Raw genomic sequence first — 15,033 nt, 5'->3', positions numbered from 1 at the left:
CCCGCAACGGCTCAGAGCCCGTACGCCTCGAGCAGCCGCAGCCAGACCTCGCTCACCGTGGGGTACGAGGGGACGGCGTGCCACAGACGCTCGATCGGCACCTCGCCCACGATCGCGATGGTCGCGGCGTGGAGCAGCTCGCCGACGCCGGGGCCGACGAACGTGACGCCGACGAGCACGCGCCGGTCCTCGTCCACGACGATCCGCGCAGCACCGGAGTATCCGTCCGCCGTGAGGGACGCTCCGGCGACGGAGCCGAGGTCGTAGTCGACGACCCGGGCGCGGATGCCCGACTCTTCCGCCTGCGCGGCGGTGAGGCCGACCGACGCCACCTCCGGGTCGGTGAACACGACCTGCGGCACGGCGGTGTGGTCGGCCGTCGCCGCATGCGCTCCCCAGGGCGCGTCGTCGATGTCGAGACCCCTCGCCCGCGCGACGACGACGTCGCCGGCGGCGCGCGCCTGGTACTTGCCCTGGTGCGTCAGGAGGGCGCGGTGATTGACGTCGCCCGTCGCAGAGAGCCAGTCGACGCCGCGCACGCGGAGGGTGTCGTCCACGTCGAGCCACGAGCCGGGCTCGAGGCCGACCGTCTCGAGGCCGAGATCCTCTGTGCGCGGCACACGGCCGGTCGCGACGACGATCTCGTCGGCGTCGACGACCTCGCCGACCTCGATCTCGACGTGCACGCCGTCCCCGTCGCGCGTGACCCGCACGGGGGACGCCTCGCGCACCACGACCCCTCGCTCCCGCAGCGCATCTCCCACGCGCTCCCCCGCGAACGGCTCGAACGCCTTCAGCAGTCCGCTGCGGGCGAGCACCGTCACGTCCGCGCCGAGGTCGGAGAGGAACGTCGCGGCCTCGACGGCGACGACCCCGCCGCCGACGATGACGACGCGCGCGGGCACGCTCTGCAGGGACGTCGCCTCGCGGCTCGTCCACGGCTCGGCCTCCCGCAGCCCCGGGATGTCGGGCAGCAGCGCGGCCGTGCCCGTGGCCACCACGACCGCGTGGCGCGCGACGAGCTCGACGTCGCCGTCCTCCGAGGAGACCGTCACGCGCCGCTCCCCGGAGAGACGGGCGTGGCCGCGAACGAGCCCGATGCCCGCCCCGAGGACCCACTCCGCCTGGCCCGAGTCGTCCCATCCGCTCGCGAAGCCGTCCCGGCGCCGCAGGACGGCGTCGGGATCCACACGCCCGCCCGCGACCCCCACCGCCCGCGCAGCGCGCTCGGCCGCACCCGTGCGCAGCAGCGCCTTCGAGGGCATGCACGCCCAGTACGAGCATTCGCCGCCCACGAGCTCGCTCTCCACGAGGACGGCCTCCAGGCCGCCGCGCACGACGCGATCCGCGACGTTCTCTCCGACGGGCCCCGCCCCGATCACCACGACGTCCGTCTCCCGCACCTCTGCTGTCATGCGACAGACGCTACGCGTGCGGCCGCGACGAACGACACCCCCTTGACGGGTCCGGGGCATCCGGCCAGTCCCCTGGCCGAGTTGCATAGGCTGGCAGAAGCGCCGCGACATCGCGTGCGCCGAGGACGCGCAGGTGCGTCGCGCCCGGCTGCAGGGGAACTCCCGGCAGGAGATCGCGGCGGCGATCGGCGCGACGGAACAGGCGGCCCACCGCACGTACGGCCGGAAGCAGGGATCCCGTGAGCCAGACCGCATCGCGAGCACGTCGCTCGCCGTTCTCCCGCCCTCGGCCCGACGAGGGCCCGCGCGCGACCTTCCGCCAGCTGCTGCCCTTCCTCTTCGAGCACAAGGGCGTCCTCGTCGCCGTCGCGGTCCTCAGCGTCGTCGAGGCGGTCGCGACGCTCGTGCAGCCGCTCCTCATCGGACAGGTCATCGACCGCGTCCAGACGGGAACGGCGCTGGGATGGCTGCTGGGGGCGCTCGTGCTGCTCGTGCTCGTCTCGAGCGTGGTCGGCGCGTATCAGCACTATCTGCTGCAGAAGACGGGAACGGCCGTCGTCTACTCGAGCCGCCGCAAGCTCATCTCCCGCATCCTGCACCTGCCGGTGAGCGAGTTCGACGCGCGCCGCACGGGCGACCTCGTCTCGCGCGTGGGGACGGACACGACGCTGCTCTACGCCGTCCTCACACAGGGACTGGCCGACAGCGTGGGCAACGTCCTGCTGTTCGTCGGCGCCCTCATCGCGATGGTCTTCATCGATCCCGTCCTGCTGCTCACGATCGTGGGGGTGATCGGCGTCTCGGCCGCCGGCGTCGGGCTGCTCTCCGGCCGCATCCGCGTCGCCTCCGCCCAGCAGCAGGAGAGGGTCGGGGAGCTCTCGAGCGGCGTCGAGCGTGCGATCGGCTCCATCCGCACGGTTCGCGCGGCGGGAGCGACCGATCGCGAGCAGGAGGCGGTGAGCGGGATGGCGACGGCCGCGTACCATGCGGGCATCCGCGTCGCGAAGGCCTCGGCGCTCGTCGTCCCGGTCGCGGGGATCGCCATGCAGGTGTCGCTGCTCGTCGTGCTCGGCGTCGGAGGCATGCGCGTCGCATCGGGTGCGCTCTCGGTCGCAGAGCTCGTGACGTTCGTGATGTTCCTCTTCCTGCTCATCATGCCGCTGGCTTCCGCCTTCGGCGCGATCGCGAGCGTCGGCCAGGCGCTGGGCGCCCTGGGCCGCATCCAGGAGGTGCTCGACCTGCCGACCGAGGACGCCGGCGACCGCGCGCGGGAGGGGGCGGCCGCGGTGGCGGACGCCCCGTCCCGCGAGGGCGAGGCGGCCGCCATCGCGTTCCGCGAGGTCCGCTTCGCCTATCCCGCGGCGGCGGTCGCCGCGCGCGAGGAGGCGGCGAGGGAGGCGCAGCGCGCGATCGAGCGCGCCCGGCTCGAGACCGGGGACGCCGAGCCGGCGGATGCGCCCGGCCGGGAGGTTCTGCGGGGGATCTCGTTCGACGTCCCGCGCGGCGCGCGCGTCGCGCTCGTGGGCCCGTCCGGTGCGGGCAAGTCGACGGTGCTGTCGCTCATCGAGCGCTTCTACGACCCGACGAGCGGCGCCATCCTCCTCGACGGCGACGACATCCGCGACCTGCCGCGCACGGCCCTGCGGAAGAACTTCGGCTACGTCGAGCAGGACGCCCCGACCCTCGCCGGCTCGCTCGCCGACAACCTGCGCCTCGCCTCCCCCGACGCGAGCGACGCGGAGTGCGACCGTGCCCTGCGAGCCGTGAACCTCGGCGAGGTCGTGGATCGCAGCCCGCTCGGCATCGACACAGCGGTGGGAGAGGACGGCGTCATGCTGTCGGGCGGCGAGCGTCAGCGTCTGGCGATCGCGCGCGCCCTGCTGGCCGCGCCGCCGATCCTGCTGCTGGACGAGTCGACGTCGTCGCTCGACGGCGTGAACGAGCAGCGCATGCGCGAGGCGATCGACGCCGTCGCATCGGGCCGCACGCTCATCGTCATCGCGCACCGGCTGTCGACGGTCGTCGACAGCGACCGGATCGTCGTCCTGGACCACGGCCGCGTGGTCGGACAGGGAACGCATTCCGAGCTGGTGCAGGACGTGCCGCTCTACCGCGACCTCGCGAAGCACCAGCTTCTCGTGTGAGGGCGGCCCGGCTCAGTCCGTGAGCCGGTACGACGAGCCGTCGCGCGCACGCTCGAGGATCCCGTGGTCGACGAGGTGCCGGCGCAGCAGCGCGACGTCGTCGGCCAGCACGCGCAGCCGCTCGTTGGGCGCGGGCTCCGCGACGGTCTCGCCGGGAGACATCGCCCGGGCGGCGACGAGTCGGAGCAGCTCCTCACGTTCGGCGAGAGCGGACGGGTACCGGTCGACGCGGCCGGAGGAGGTGAGGAAGCGCTCGGCGCCCGTGGGACGCGGCGGAGGCGCCGCCTTCGCCAGCAGCCGGCGGAACACGTCCCCGTCTGCGGCGTGGTCGTCGCCCTCCCGCACGAGTCCGGCTGCCACGAGCTGACCGACCACGCGGGCGCGGCGCGACGGGGAGAGCGACGCGGCGGCCTCCTCGATCGTCCGTCCCATGACCAGCCCCGCCCACACCCGTCGGGCGTCGTCGTTGGCGAGCGCCGCCGCGACGGGGCGCCATCCCTCTGGTCGTGTCATCCGCATCCCCCTCGTCCTGGCAGCCTTCCAGGCTAGCAACAGCGAAGCGGCCCGCCCCCGATCGGAAGGAGGGGCGGGCCGCTGGGGTGCGAAGGCCCCGGCGTGCGGTCCGGGGCGACGCGGCGAGAGGTCCGATGTGCGGGATCAGGCCTTCGCGGTCTTCACACGGTCGCGCAGGGCGTCCAGCTGCGCGCGGAGCGCGCCGGGCACCCGCTCTCCGAACGTGTCGTAGAACTCCTCCGTCAGCTGCGCCTCGGCGAGCCACGAGTCGGGGTCGATGTCGAACAGCTCGGCGAGGTCCTCCTCGGGCACGTCGAGCCCCGAGAGGTTCAGGTCGTCCACGACGGGCAGGCGCCCGATCGGAGAGTCGACCGCTTCGGCCTCGCCCTGCAGCCGCCGGATGATCCAGTCGATGACGCGCGAGTTCTCGCCGAAGCCGGGCCAGAGGAAGCGGCCGTCGGCTCCCTTCCGGAACCAGTTGACCTGGAAGACGCGCGGCAGGCGCTCGGCCTTGCCGCCCATCTCGAGCCAGTGCCCGAAGTAGTCGGCCATGTTGTAGCCGCAGAAGGGCATCATGGCGAACGGGTCGCGGCGCAGCTCTCCGACGACGCCCTCGGCGGCCGCGGTGCGCTCGGACGAGATCGTGGAGCCGAGGAAGACGCCGTGCTCCCAGTCGAACGCCTCCACGACGAGCGGCACGTTCGTCGCGCGCCGACCGCCGAAGAGGATGGCGTCGAGCGGGACGGCCTCCTCCCAGTCGTCCGCGATGGACGGAGCCTGCGCGGCGCTCACCGTGAAGCGCGAGTTGGGATGCGCGGCGGGCCGGTCGGCGTCCGGCGTCCAGTCCTGCCCCTGCCAGTCGACGAGGTGCTCGGGCGCCTCGTCGGTCAGCCCCTCCCACCACACGTCGCCGTCGTCGGTCAGTGCCACGTTCGTGAAGAGCACGTTGCCCCACAGCGTCTCGACCGCGGTGACGTTCGTCGACTCCCCCGTGCCGGGCGCGACGCCGAAGAAGCCCGCCTCGGGGTTGATGGCGTGGAACCGCCCGTCGTCGCCGGGCCGGATCCAGGTGATGTCGTCGCCGAGCGTCTCGACCCGCCAGCCGGGGATGGTCGGGCGCAGCATCGCGAGATTCGTCTTCCCGCATGCGGACGGGAACGCCGCGGCCACCTGGTACGCCCGTCCCTCGGGGTCGATCACGCGGATGAGCAGCATGTGCTCGGCCAGCCACCCCTGGTCGCGTCCGAGGACCGAGGCGATGCGCAGGGCGTAGCACTTCTTCGCGAGGATCGCGTTGCCGCCGTAGCCCGATCCGTACGACCACACCTCGAGCGAGTCGGGGAAGTGCACGATGTACTTCTCGTCATTGCACGGCCAGGCGACGTCGGCGTCCCCGGGGGCGAGGGGCGCCCCGACGGAGTGCACCGTGCGCACCCACGGCGTGCCCTCCGCGATGAGGCGCGTGACGTCCTCGCCCACGCGCGTCATGAGCCCGATCGACGCGACGGCGTAGGGGCTGTCGGTGACCTGCACGCCCAGCTGCGAGATGGGGCCGCCCACCTTGCCCATGGAGAAGGGCACGACGAACATCGTCCGTCCGCGCATGGAACCCCGGAAGAGCGGCTGGATGGTCCGGCGCATCTCGTCGGGCGCGGCCCAGTTGTTCGTGGGACCGGCGTCCTCCTCGTCCTCGGAGCAGATGAAGGTGCGCGACTCGAGCCGGGCGACGTCCCCGGGGTGGGAGCGGGCGAGGTAGGAGTTCGGGCGCTTCTGCGGGTCGAGCGCGATGAGGGTGCCGTCGGCGACCATGCGGGCGATGAGCGCGTCGTGCTCGTCCGGCGTCCCCGAGACCCAGTGGATCCGGTCCGGCTCGGTGAGCTCGGCGATCTCCTCGACCCAGGCGAGGAGCTCGGCGGCGCCGGGCCCGTCGTAGGCGGGCTGCGCGCCGAATCCCGCGAGGGCGTCGGTCGCGAGGGGGGCGGTCGTGCGCGGGGCGAGCGGTTCGGCGATGACCATCAGAGCTCCTTGGGATGTGGGGAGGCGGCTTTGCCAGGTTCTCGCGGATGTCGAAGAGATTTCAGCCGGATGTGTGAGAAAGAATCCTTGATCTTTAGCTATCATCAAGGAATGGCTCCGACCAGCGACCAGAAGACCGGAATCGAGCTGAAGACCCTCGGCCACCGCATCCGTCACCACCGCATCCGCAACGGCCTGACGCTCGACGACCTGGGCGCGATCGTCGGCGTCGCCGGCAGTCAGCTCAGCCTCATCGAGAACGGCAAGCGGGAGCCGAAGCTGTCGCTGCTCCAGGCGATCGCCGACGCCGTCTCGACGAGCGTCACGGATCTCATCTCCGGGGAGCCCCCGAACCGGCGCGCGGCGCTCGAGATCGAGCTCGAGCGCGCCCAGTCGAGCCAGGTCTTCCGTCAGCTCGGCGTCCCGCCGGTCAAGGTCTCGAAGGGTCTTCCGGACGAGACGCTCGAGTCGATCATCGGGCTCCATCGCGAGCTGGAGCGACGCGAGCAGGAGGCGATCGCCACGCCCGAGGAGGCCCGCAGGGCCAACACCGAGCTGAGGCTCCGGCAGCGCGTCGCCGACAACTACCTGCCCGAGATCGAGGCGCTCGCGGAGAAACAGCTGCGGGCGGCCGGGCACGCATCGGGCGCGCTGACGCACCGCACCGTGAGCATCATGGCCGAGCAGCTGGGCTTCGAGCTCATCTACGCGGCCGACCTGCCGTCGTCGACGCGATCGATCACCGACCTGGAGAACGGCCGCATCTACCTGCCGCCGGCCTCCATCCCCGGCGGGCACGGGCTGAGGTCCATGGCGCTGCAGGCGATGGCGCACCGGCTCCTCGGCCATGAGCGCCCCACCGACTACGCGGACTTCCTGCAGCAGCGCCTCGAGATCAACTACTACGCGGCCTGCTGCCTCATGCCCGAGACCGCCGCCGTCGCCTTCCTCGAACAGGCGCGGCAGGAGCGGAACCTCGCGGTCGAGGACTTCCGTGACGCCTTCGGCGTGACGCACGAGGCGGCCGGCATGAGGATGACGAACCTCCTGACGACGCACCTCGGGATGCGCCTCCACTTCCTGCGCGTCGGGGGCGAGGGCCAGGTCGAGCGCGTGTACGAGAACGACGACCTCCCCCTGCCGGAGGACGTCACGGGCGCGATCGAGGGGCAGATTGTCTGCCGGCGGTTCTCGGCGCGCAGCGCGTTCGATCAGCAGAACCGCACGACCGAGCACTACCAGTACACGGACACCCCCACCGGGACGTTCTGGTGCTCGACGCAGACGGGCTCGCGCAGCACGGGCGAGTTCTCCATCACGGTGGGCGTGCCGTTCGACGACGCGAAGTGGTGGCGCGGCCGGGAGACGCAAGTGCGTGCGACGTCGACCTGCCCCGACGAGTCGTGCTGCCGCCGCCCGCCGACCGTCGCGCAGTCGCCGTGGCGGGGGAAGGCGTGGCCGAGCGCCCGCGTGCACACGCACATCTTCTCGCCGCTCCCCCGCGGCGCCTTCCCCGGCGTGGACGACCTCGAGGTCTACGAGTTCCTCGACCGCCACAGCACGAGCTGAGCCCCGGGGACGGTCCGGGGCTCAGCGAGCCGAGCGCCTACGGCCGCCGGCCGCCGATCGATGTGCCCTGCGCCGGGGTGTCGCCCGGCGGGTCCGTCAGCACACCGGACGCACGCAGCTCGCTGCGGGCCTCGGCGATGTCCTTCTGCTCGACGTCGAACGTGTTGATGCGCTTCCCGCGGAAGCCGGCCCATCCGATGACGCATCCCACCGCGACGACGAGCGCGATGAGGCCGTACATGAGCCGCGGCGTGCCGAGCAGCGAGGGCGTGAACAGCGCCAGGAGGGCGGCCGCGACCCGCGCGACGGCGATGATGGCGCCTTGCGCGGAGGCCCGCAACAGCGTGGGGAACGACTCCTGCGTCCACACCTTCATGATCCCCTCGAAGGCGAAGGCCATGCCGAACGCGCCGAGCGCCTGACCCGCGATGATCGTGATCAGGCTGAACCCGAAGACTGCGGGCACGCCGAACCCGAGGACCATGAAGACCGCCCCGACGACGAAGTACGTCATTCTGCGGGGTCCGTCGGCGACGCGCATGAACCACAGCGCGAACAGCGTCGCCACGGGCAGCGCGACGAGCGCGATGACCGAGTACGCGGAGACGCCGATGCCGGCGACGTTGACCGCGACGTAGGTCCCGAACTGCCCGCCCGTGTTCGCCCCGAGATTCGTGAGGGCGTAGAAGCCGAGGAGAGCGAGGAACGGAACGAGGTAGATCCGCTGCGTCAGGATGTCGCGCAGACCCGAACGCTGAGCGCGGACGGTGTGGGCGCCGACCCTGCGCTCGGCGCTCGCCTCCGTCCACGCGGCCGACTCCGGGATCGTGAGACGCAGCGCGAAGACGATGACGGCGACGATGCCGACATGTGCGAAGAGCGCCTGCCCGCCGAGATACCCCAGGCCGCCGACGACGATCTGAATCGCCGTCGTCGCGATGATGCCCGCGTACCACATGATCTGGGTGAAGCCGATGAGCTTGCCGCGGTTCGCATCGGTCGCCGCTTCCGAGACCGTCGCGATGGAGACCGGCAGATCGGCACCCGTGCCGACGCCGACGAGGATCGATCCGATCAGGAGGGGCGCGAAGCCGCCGCCGAACACGAGGAGGGCCGCGCCGACGATGATCGTCACCATCGTCGCGAGGAACACCGAACGCCGGCCGAGGCGATCGCCGAGGCGACCCCCCAGCAGCGCGCCGAGAGCGATCGAGAAGGTCAGCGCGGCCGAGATCGCTCCGATCTCCCGCTCCTCAAGGCCGATCGAGTGCTGGTAGAGCACGAGGGCGGTACCGCTTCCCACGATCGCCGCGGAATCGACATATGACGCCATGCCGGCGATCACTCCCACCGCCCACGGATGGGGCGCACGTCGTGTGGTCATTGAGTTCTCCTTTGAACTGCTGCGCTCGGCAGCCGGGACGACCTCGCGAACGGGAGGCCGCGTGAAAGAGCATGACACATTTATTGTCTTCAGGAAACTAGTTAGTATCGATCGGACACGACACCGCGACCCGCCCGCTGGCGCCGGCCGCGGCATCCCGCGTTCGAAGGAGAACCCATGTCCCGCTTGCACGACCACCTGCCGCACCTGCAGGAACCGCCGATCGAGTTCCGTCCGGAGCTGCGCTGGTGGCTCGCGGAGGGCCTGCACACGGATCAGACGCTCCGCCGCGAGATCGATGCCGCCCACCGGCTCGGATTCGGCGGGATGGAGTTCCTCGCCATGGACGAGGAGGCGATCGACCATGCACGCTACGGATGGGGATCCGAAGAGTGGGTCCACGATTCCGAGATCGTCGTCGAGGAGACCACCGCACGGCAGATGTCCGTGAGCTTCACCTCGGGGACGAACTGGTCCAATGCCAACCTGCCGACCATCGACCCGGATCATCCCGCCGCCTCGCAGGAGCTGGACTTCGTGTTCGAGGACGTGCGCAGAGGAGCGGGCCGTGACGGCGCTCTCCCGCGCATCGACCTCGCCGCCGAGCGAACCGCGCTCGTCGTGCCCGGCGAGCGCGTCGCCCCCACGAAGCAGACCCTCGTCGCCGTGATCGCGGTGCCGCTCGTCGCCGCGACGGACGGCGGCGGCTCCCTCGACGCATCCGCCGTCGTCGACCTGACCGCGTCCGTCCAGGACCTGGCGCTGACGTGGGAGCCGGAGGACGATCGCACATGGCGGCTGTTCGTCTTCTGGTCCCACGGCACGGGCCAGACGGCCTCGCCGTCGGCGAGCGTCAACTACACGGTCAACTATCTCGAGCGCGCCGGGGTGGACGCCGTCATCGACTACTGGGATTCCACCGTCCTCACGTCCCGGCTGCGAGAGAGGATCGCGAGGAATCCCCGCGCGCAGATGTACATGGACTCGCTCGAGCTCTCGACCTGGGGCGACGGCGGGATGTTCTGGGGCGCTTCCGTCCGCGAGGAGTTCCGCTCTCGCCGCGGGTACGACATCGTGCCATGGCTGCCGTTCCTCGTGCGCGAGGTGATGATGATGGCGGCGAGCACGACGTACCGCTATGACGCGGGCGAGGCCGAGCGCGCGACGGTGGAGAAGGTGCGCCACGATTACGTCCGCACGCTCACCGACCTCTACATCGAGAACATGCTGCGGCCCTTCGCCGGGTTCCTTCACGAGAACGGCGTCGCCCTGCGCGCGGAGATCAGCTACGGCCTGCCGTTCGAGCTCACACGCCCCGGGCCCGAGGTCGACGGGATCGAGACGGAGTCGCTCGAGTTCGGCTCTCAGATCGACGCCTACCGGCTGCTCGGCGGCCCCGCGCATCTGTTCGGCAAGCAGTACTCGTCCGAGACGGGAGCGACCACCCGAAACCACATGCTCGACCACCGCTTCTACGACCAGATCATCGCGACACAGCTCGCAGCGGGCGTCACGAAGACCGTCCTCCACGGATGGGCGAGCGTCGCCGGCGCCGAGGGCGCGACGCAGTGGCCGGGGCACGAGGGCATGTGGCCGATGTTCTCCGAACGCTTCGACACGCGACAGCCGGCGAGCGAGTTCTACCCGCTCTGGAATCGCACGATCGGCCGCTTCCAGTATCTTCTGCGGCAAGGCCGGCCTCGCATCGATGTCGGCATCCTCCGCACGGACCATTTCGTCGACAACATGTCCGGCATGACGCTCGTGGACGCCGAGGGCCGCCGGATACCCGATGAGGACGCATACGGCCGCCTGTGGATGCGAGATCGAGAGAACCACTGGTGGCAGGACCTCGGCATGCAGGACGCCGGCTGGAGCTATGAGTTCCTCGACCCCTCGCTTCTGCTCCACGAAGACGTCGTCCTCGCCGACGGAGTCGTCCAGCCCGGCGGCCCCGGCTACCAGGCTCTGATCGTGTATCAGGAGGCGCTCGACGCCGACGCCGCCGCGTTGCTGCTCGACTGGGCGCGGCGCGGGCTGCGCGTGGTCATCGTGAACGGCGCGCGCGAGCTCCGGCATCTGCTCACCGGGCGGCACACGACGCATCGCGCGGCCGCATCGCGCACGCCGGGCCTGGACGGACGCGACGACGAGCTGGCGTCGATCGTCGACGCGCTTCGCGAGCTGCCGACGGTCGCGGAGGTCCACGATCCGGCGGAGACCCTGCCCGCGCTGCGGGCCCTCGGTGTCGTCGGCCGCGCCGAGTTCACCGCCGACGAGCCGTCCGTCCTCACGTATCTGCGGGAAGACGGCGACCTCCTCCACCTCTACGCGTATCACTTCCTCTACGAGACGGGCTCGGAGACGACCGTCGAGATCGCGCTCCCGGGACACGGCGACGCGCACCGGATCGACCCGACCACCGGAACGGTCGCACGCCATCGGGGCGTGCGGATCGACGGCGACCGGACGGTCGTGTCGCTGACCCTCGCACCCGGCGAGACCGCGCTGGTCACGCTCGACCGCTCCGCCGCCGCGCGGGAGTCGGCGCCGGACGAGCTCGTCCCCCTGCTCACCCTGGAGCAGTGGGACATCGTCGTCGAGAGCTGGGACGCCGGAGAGCCGGAGCTCATCGTCGAGGATCGCGGTCTCGGCTACGAGACGCGCGAAGTGCGCCCGACGACCGCGATCACGCGGCTTCCCGCCGCGGAGACGACGCTCCGCCCGTGGACGCGGCTCGCCGGCGTCGGCCCCGACGTCTCGGGGGTCGGCGAGTACCGCACGACGTTCCGCCTCGACGCGGACGCCGTCGCCCGAGGACGCCTCGTGCTCGACCTGGGATCGACGAGCGGAGGGCTGGGCGCGATCTCGCTCAACGGCTCCGAGCCCCGTGGGTTCGACACGTCCCACCCGGTCGTCGACATCGCCGGCCTCGCCCGCGAAGGCGAGAACGAGCTCGTCGTACGGGTCGCGAGCTCGCTCAACAACCGCCTCCTCGCGCGCGGCTACTACGATTCGATCCCCGATGTCGTGCTGAGCTTCGTCGGCAGGCAGGACCAACATGTGACGCGCGTCCGCGAGCACGGGCTGGTGGGTCCCGTGCGCGTCCTGCGAGCGCAGGCGTAGGGCGAGAGGGGGCGCGGCCCTTCGCGGCCGCGCCCGTCGGCCGCTCGTCCGGGCTGCGATAGTGGACGGGGAGGATCCATGACCGCTCACCCAGATTCCACAGAGATCGACATCTCGCCCGTCGTCGAGCAGGACCCGCTCGATCTGCGCATCTCCGTCGCCGCCATCATCCACTGGGCCGACAGCCGCGAGGTCCGGCTGCAGGTCATGCGGAAGGTCGACTTCCCGGTCGACGACGTCGCGATGTTCGTCGTCGTCAATCAGCTGGCCTACCGCGGCGCCCTGAGGCCGACTGACCTGGCGTCGACGCTCGGCACGGGCAAGGCCAACGTCAGCAAGATCGTCCAACGGTCGGAGGACGTCGGCCTCGTCGTGCGCGTTCCCTCCCGGTCCGACGAGCGCAGCGTCCTCGTCGCCCTCACCCCCGCCGGTCGAGCCATCGGCGAGAGGATCATGGACGCCGCGGAGGAGCAGTACCGCGCCACGGTCGCCGGGTGGGACGACCAGGAGATCGAAACGCTCCGGAGGTACTTCTCACGGTTTGCCCGGGAGGCCATGGCCGAGATGGCCTCCCGGTCGCCCGCGATCGGGCACGACATCTAGGCCGGACGTCAGAGCCCGGCGAGAGCGTCGTCGAGGTCCTGCAGCAGGTCGTCGACGCCCTCGATGCCGACGGACAGGCGCACGACCTCTTCGGGGACGGCGAGCTCGGTGCCGCGCACCGAGGCGTGCGTCATGGCGTCGGGGTAGTTCAGCAGCGACTCCACGCCGCCGAGCGACTCCGCGAGCGTGAACAGCCTCGTCGACTCCGAGAAGCGGCGTGCGGCGGCTCCGTCCGCGAGCGCGAGCGACACGATCCCGCCGAAGCCCGACATCTGCTGCGCAGCGATGTCGTGACCGGGATGGGATGCGAGGCCCGGGTAGTAGACGCGGGCGACCGCGGCATGCGGTGCGAGGAACTCCGCGACCGCCTGCCCGTTGGCGCTGTGGCGCTCCATCCGTACAGCGAGCGTCTTGATCCCCCGCGTCGTCAGCCACGCGTCGAGCGGCCCCGACACGGCGCCCGCGGCGTTCTGCAGGAAGGCCGGCTGCTCGGCCAGATCGGCGTCGGCGAAGACCAGCGCGCCGCCCACGACGTCGGAGTGACCGCCGAGGTACTTCGTCGTGGAGTGCACGACGACGTCCGCGCCGAGCCGCAGCGGCTGCTGCAGGGCCGGCGAGGCGAACGTGTTGTCCACGACGACGAGCGCCCCGGCGTCGTGCGCGAGCCGCGACACCCGCGCGATGTCGACGATGCGCAGGAGCGGGTTGGTGGGGGTCTCGATCCAGACGATCCGGGGCGCGCGCTCGGCGATGGCGACCGCGACCGCATCCGCGTCCGAGAAGTCGACGACGCGCAGCTTCACGCCCCACGGGCCGAGGACGCGTGCGATGAGGCGGTAGGTGCCGCCGTAGACGTCGTTGCCGAGGAGCACCTCGTCGCCGGGGCGGAGGCTCGCTCGCAGCAGGGCGTCCTCCGCGGCCAGTCCCGATGCGAACGACAGCGCCCGCACGCCGTCCTCCAGCGCGGCGAGCTGGGTCTCGAGCGCCGTGCGCGTCGGGTTCCCGCTCCGGCTGTACTCATAGCCCGCGCGCAGGCCGCCGATGCCGTCCTGCGCATAGGTGGACGAGAAGTGGACGGGCGGGATGACCGCACCGGTCTCCGCGTCGGGCGCCTGGCCCGCGTGGATCGCGCGGGTGGCGAAGGATGTCGGTCGGTCGTCGGTCATGCGTGGCTCCTCGGAGTCGAAGGGGTCGTGTCGGTCGTGTCGTAGCCGCGCGCGGTCATCCACTCGTCGTCGAACACCTTCGCGAGGTATCCGCGCCCGTGATCGGGCAGGAGGACGACGAGGACGGCGTCCTCCGGGAGGTCGCGGGCGACGCGGAGGGCGGCGACGACGGCCATCCCGCTCGAGCCGCCGACGAGCAGTCCTTCCTCGCGGGCGAGCCGGCGCGTCATCGCGAAGGACTCCGTGTCGGAGATCCGCTCGTACGCGTCCACGACGGAGGAGTCGAAGGTGTCGGGGAGGAAGTCCTCGCCGACGCCCTCGACGTCGTAGCCGTGGAGGTCGCCGCCGGAGTAGATGGACCCCTCCGGATCGGCGCCGACCACGACGACCTCGCCGCCCGACGTCTCCTTGAGGAAGCGGCCGGCGCCGCTGATCGTGCCGCCCGTGCCGATCCCGGCGACGAAGTGCGTCACGCGCCCGTCGGTGTCGCGCCAGATCTCCGGCCCGGTCGTCTCGAAGTGCGCTCGCGGCCCGTTCTGGTTGGCGAACTGGTTCGGCTTGAAGGCGCCGGGGATCTCGCTCGCGAGACGGTCGGACACGCTGTAGTACGACCGCGGATCGTCGGGCGGGACGTTCGTGTCGGTCACGACGACCTCGGCGCCGTATGCACGCAGCACGTCGGCCTTCGGGCCCGCGAACTTGTCGGGCACGACGAAGACGCAGCGATAGCCGCGCTGGAGCGCGACGAGCGCGAGGCCGACACCCGTGTTGCCGCTCGTCGGCTCGACGATCGTGCCGCCCGGCCTCAGGTCCCCGGACCGCTCGGCGGCGTCGATGATGTTGGCGGCGATGCGGTCCTTCGAGGACCCGCCGGGGTTGAAGTACTCGACCTTCGCGAGGACCGTGGCGCGGATGCCGTCGGTGACGCGGGCGAGACGGACGAGGGGGGTGTTGCCGACGAGGTCGGACACGCTCTGGGCGTAGCGCACGAGGTTTCCTCAAGGGAGGCCGCGAGAGGACGCGGGATCTGGCAGGGGTCGTCGAAGGCGGCGCGGGAAGCGCTCAGTGACGACAACGACAGATCTGCACGCGGCCAC

General features: G+C 71.3%; 10 protein-coding genes. 4 read left to right on the top strand and 6 right to left on the bottom strand.

The features are described from left to right. Positions 1 to 11 precede the first annotated feature (11 nt). Positions 12 to 1,415 carry a dihydrolipoyl dehydrogenase family protein gene (locus N8K70_RS03520; protein ID WP_317140232.1) on the bottom strand — a complete coding sequence of 468 codons (1,404 nt, stop codon included), beginning with the start codon at positions 1,413 to 1,415 and terminating at the stop codon, positions 12 to 14. Positions 1,416 to 1,654: 239 nt separating this feature from the next. Between N8K70_RS03520 and N8K70_RS03515 the strand changes: the two genes are divergently transcribed. Further along, the gene (locus N8K70_RS03515; protein ID WP_317140231.1) at positions 1,655 to 3,559 is read left to right on the top strand and encodes an ABC transporter ATP-binding protein; all 1,905 of its coding nucleotides are present in this window, start codon (positions 1,655 to 1,657) and stop codon (positions 3,557 to 3,559) included. A 12-nt stretch (positions 3,560 to 3,571) separates the two neighbouring features. Here N8K70_RS03515 and N8K70_RS03510 read toward each other — a convergent pair whose 3' ends face one another. Further along, positions 3,572 to 4,072: a DUF2087 domain-containing protein gene (locus tag N8K70_RS03510; protein WP_317140230.1), complete on the bottom strand. Its 501-nt coding sequence runs from the start codon at positions 4,070 to 4,072 to the stop codon at positions 3,572 to 3,574. A 144-nt stretch (positions 4,073 to 4,216) separates the two neighbouring features. Then, on the bottom strand, positions 4,217 to 6,088 hold the full coding sequence (locus N8K70_RS03505; RefSeq protein ID WP_317140229.1) for a phosphoenolpyruvate carboxykinase (GTP): 1,872 nt from the start codon (positions 6,086 to 6,088) through the stop codon (positions 4,217 to 4,219). Positions 6,089 to 6,199: 111 nt separating this feature from the next. Here N8K70_RS03505 and N8K70_RS03500 point away from each other — a divergent pair, with 111 nt between their 5' ends. After that, on the top strand, positions 6,200 to 7,657 hold the full coding sequence (locus N8K70_RS03500; RefSeq protein WP_317140228.1) for an XRE family transcriptional regulator: 1,458 nt from the start codon (positions 6,200 to 6,202) through the stop codon (positions 7,655 to 7,657). A gap of 37 nt (positions 7,658 to 7,694) precedes the next feature. On the opposite strand, the gene N8K70_RS03495 is transcribed toward N8K70_RS03500, so the two are convergent. After that, positions 7,695 to 9,041 (bottom strand): MFS transporter, encoded by a 1,347-nt coding sequence (locus N8K70_RS03495; RefSeq protein ID WP_317140227.1) that lies wholly within the window; start codon positions 9,039 to 9,041, stop codon positions 7,695 to 7,697. Between the two features lie 177 nt (positions 9,042 to 9,218). Between N8K70_RS03495 and N8K70_RS03490 the strand changes: the two genes are divergently transcribed. Together N8K70_RS03490 and N8K70_RS03485 are read left to right on the top strand one after the other, a co-directional pair. Further along, on the top strand, positions 9,219 to 12,167 hold the full coding sequence (locus N8K70_RS03490; protein ID WP_317140226.1) for a glycosyl hydrolase: 2,949 nt from the start codon (positions 9,219 to 9,221) through the stop codon (positions 12,165 to 12,167). A 78-nt stretch (positions 12,168 to 12,245) separates the two neighbouring features. Continuing rightward, the gene (locus tag N8K70_RS03485; protein ID WP_317140225.1) at positions 12,246 to 12,770 is read left to right on the top strand and encodes a MarR family winged helix-turn-helix transcriptional regulator; all 525 of its coding nucleotides are present in this window, start codon (positions 12,246 to 12,248) and stop codon (positions 12,768 to 12,770) included. A gap of 8 nt (positions 12,771 to 12,778) precedes the next feature. Here the strand turns inward: N8K70_RS03485 and N8K70_RS03480 are convergent, their stop codons facing one another. Both N8K70_RS03480 and N8K70_RS03475 read right to left on the bottom strand, forming a co-directional pair. Further along, positions 12,779 to 13,936 carry a cystathionine gamma-synthase gene (locus N8K70_RS03480; RefSeq protein WP_317140224.1) on the bottom strand — a complete coding sequence of 386 codons (1,158 nt, stop codon included), beginning with the start codon at positions 13,934 to 13,936 and terminating at the stop codon, positions 12,779 to 12,781. Further along, complete coding sequence (locus tag N8K70_RS03475; RefSeq protein ID WP_317140223.1) at positions 13,933 to 14,925, bottom strand: pyridoxal-phosphate dependent enzyme; 993 nt, start codon at positions 14,923 to 14,925, stop codon at positions 13,933 to 13,935. Before N8K70_RS03475 ends, N8K70_RS03480 begins: the two co-directional genes overlap by 4 nt. Between the last annotated feature and the right edge of the window lie 108 nt (positions 14,926 to 15,033).

The sequence above is a fragment of the Microbacterium sp. AB genome (assembly GCF_032878875.1).
Lineage (GTDB): Bacteria > Actinomycetota > Actinomycetes > Actinomycetales > Microbacteriaceae > Microbacterium > Microbacterium betulae.
The sequence above is the reverse complement of the archived record's forward strand: the minus strand, read 5'-3'. Positions and strand labels throughout refer to the sequence as shown.

Excerpts from the sequence above, each read along its gene's own strand:
- N8K70_RS03520 (WP_317140232.1), bottom strand. The coding sequence starts at position 1,415 with ATGACAGCAGAGGTGCGGGAGACGGACGTCGTGGTGATCGGGGCGGGG.
- N8K70_RS03510 (WP_317140230.1), bottom strand. The coding sequence starts at position 4,072 with ATGACACGACCAGAGGGATGGCGCCCCGTCGCGGCGGCGCTCGCCAAC.
- N8K70_RS03505 (WP_317140229.1), bottom strand. The coding sequence starts at position 6,088 with ATGGTCATCGCCGAACCGCTCGCCCCGCGCACGACCGCCCCCCTCGCG.
- N8K70_RS03500 (WP_317140228.1), top strand. The coding sequence starts at position 6,200 with ATGGCTCCGACCAGCGACCAGAAGACCGGAATCGAGCTGAAGACCCTC.
- N8K70_RS03495 (WP_317140227.1), bottom strand. The coding sequence starts at position 9,041 with ATGACCACACGACGTGCGCCCCATCCGTGGGCGGTGGGAGTGATCGCC.
- N8K70_RS03490 (WP_317140226.1), top strand. The coding sequence starts at position 9,219 with ATGTCCCGCTTGCACGACCACCTGCCGCACCTGCAGGAACCGCCGATC.
- N8K70_RS03485 (WP_317140225.1), top strand. The coding sequence starts at position 12,246 with ATGACCGCTCACCCAGATTCCACAGAGATCGACATCTCGCCCGTCGTC.
- N8K70_RS03480 (WP_317140224.1), bottom strand. The coding sequence starts at position 13,936 with ATGACCGACGACCGACCGACATCCTTCGCCACCCGCGCGATCCACGCG.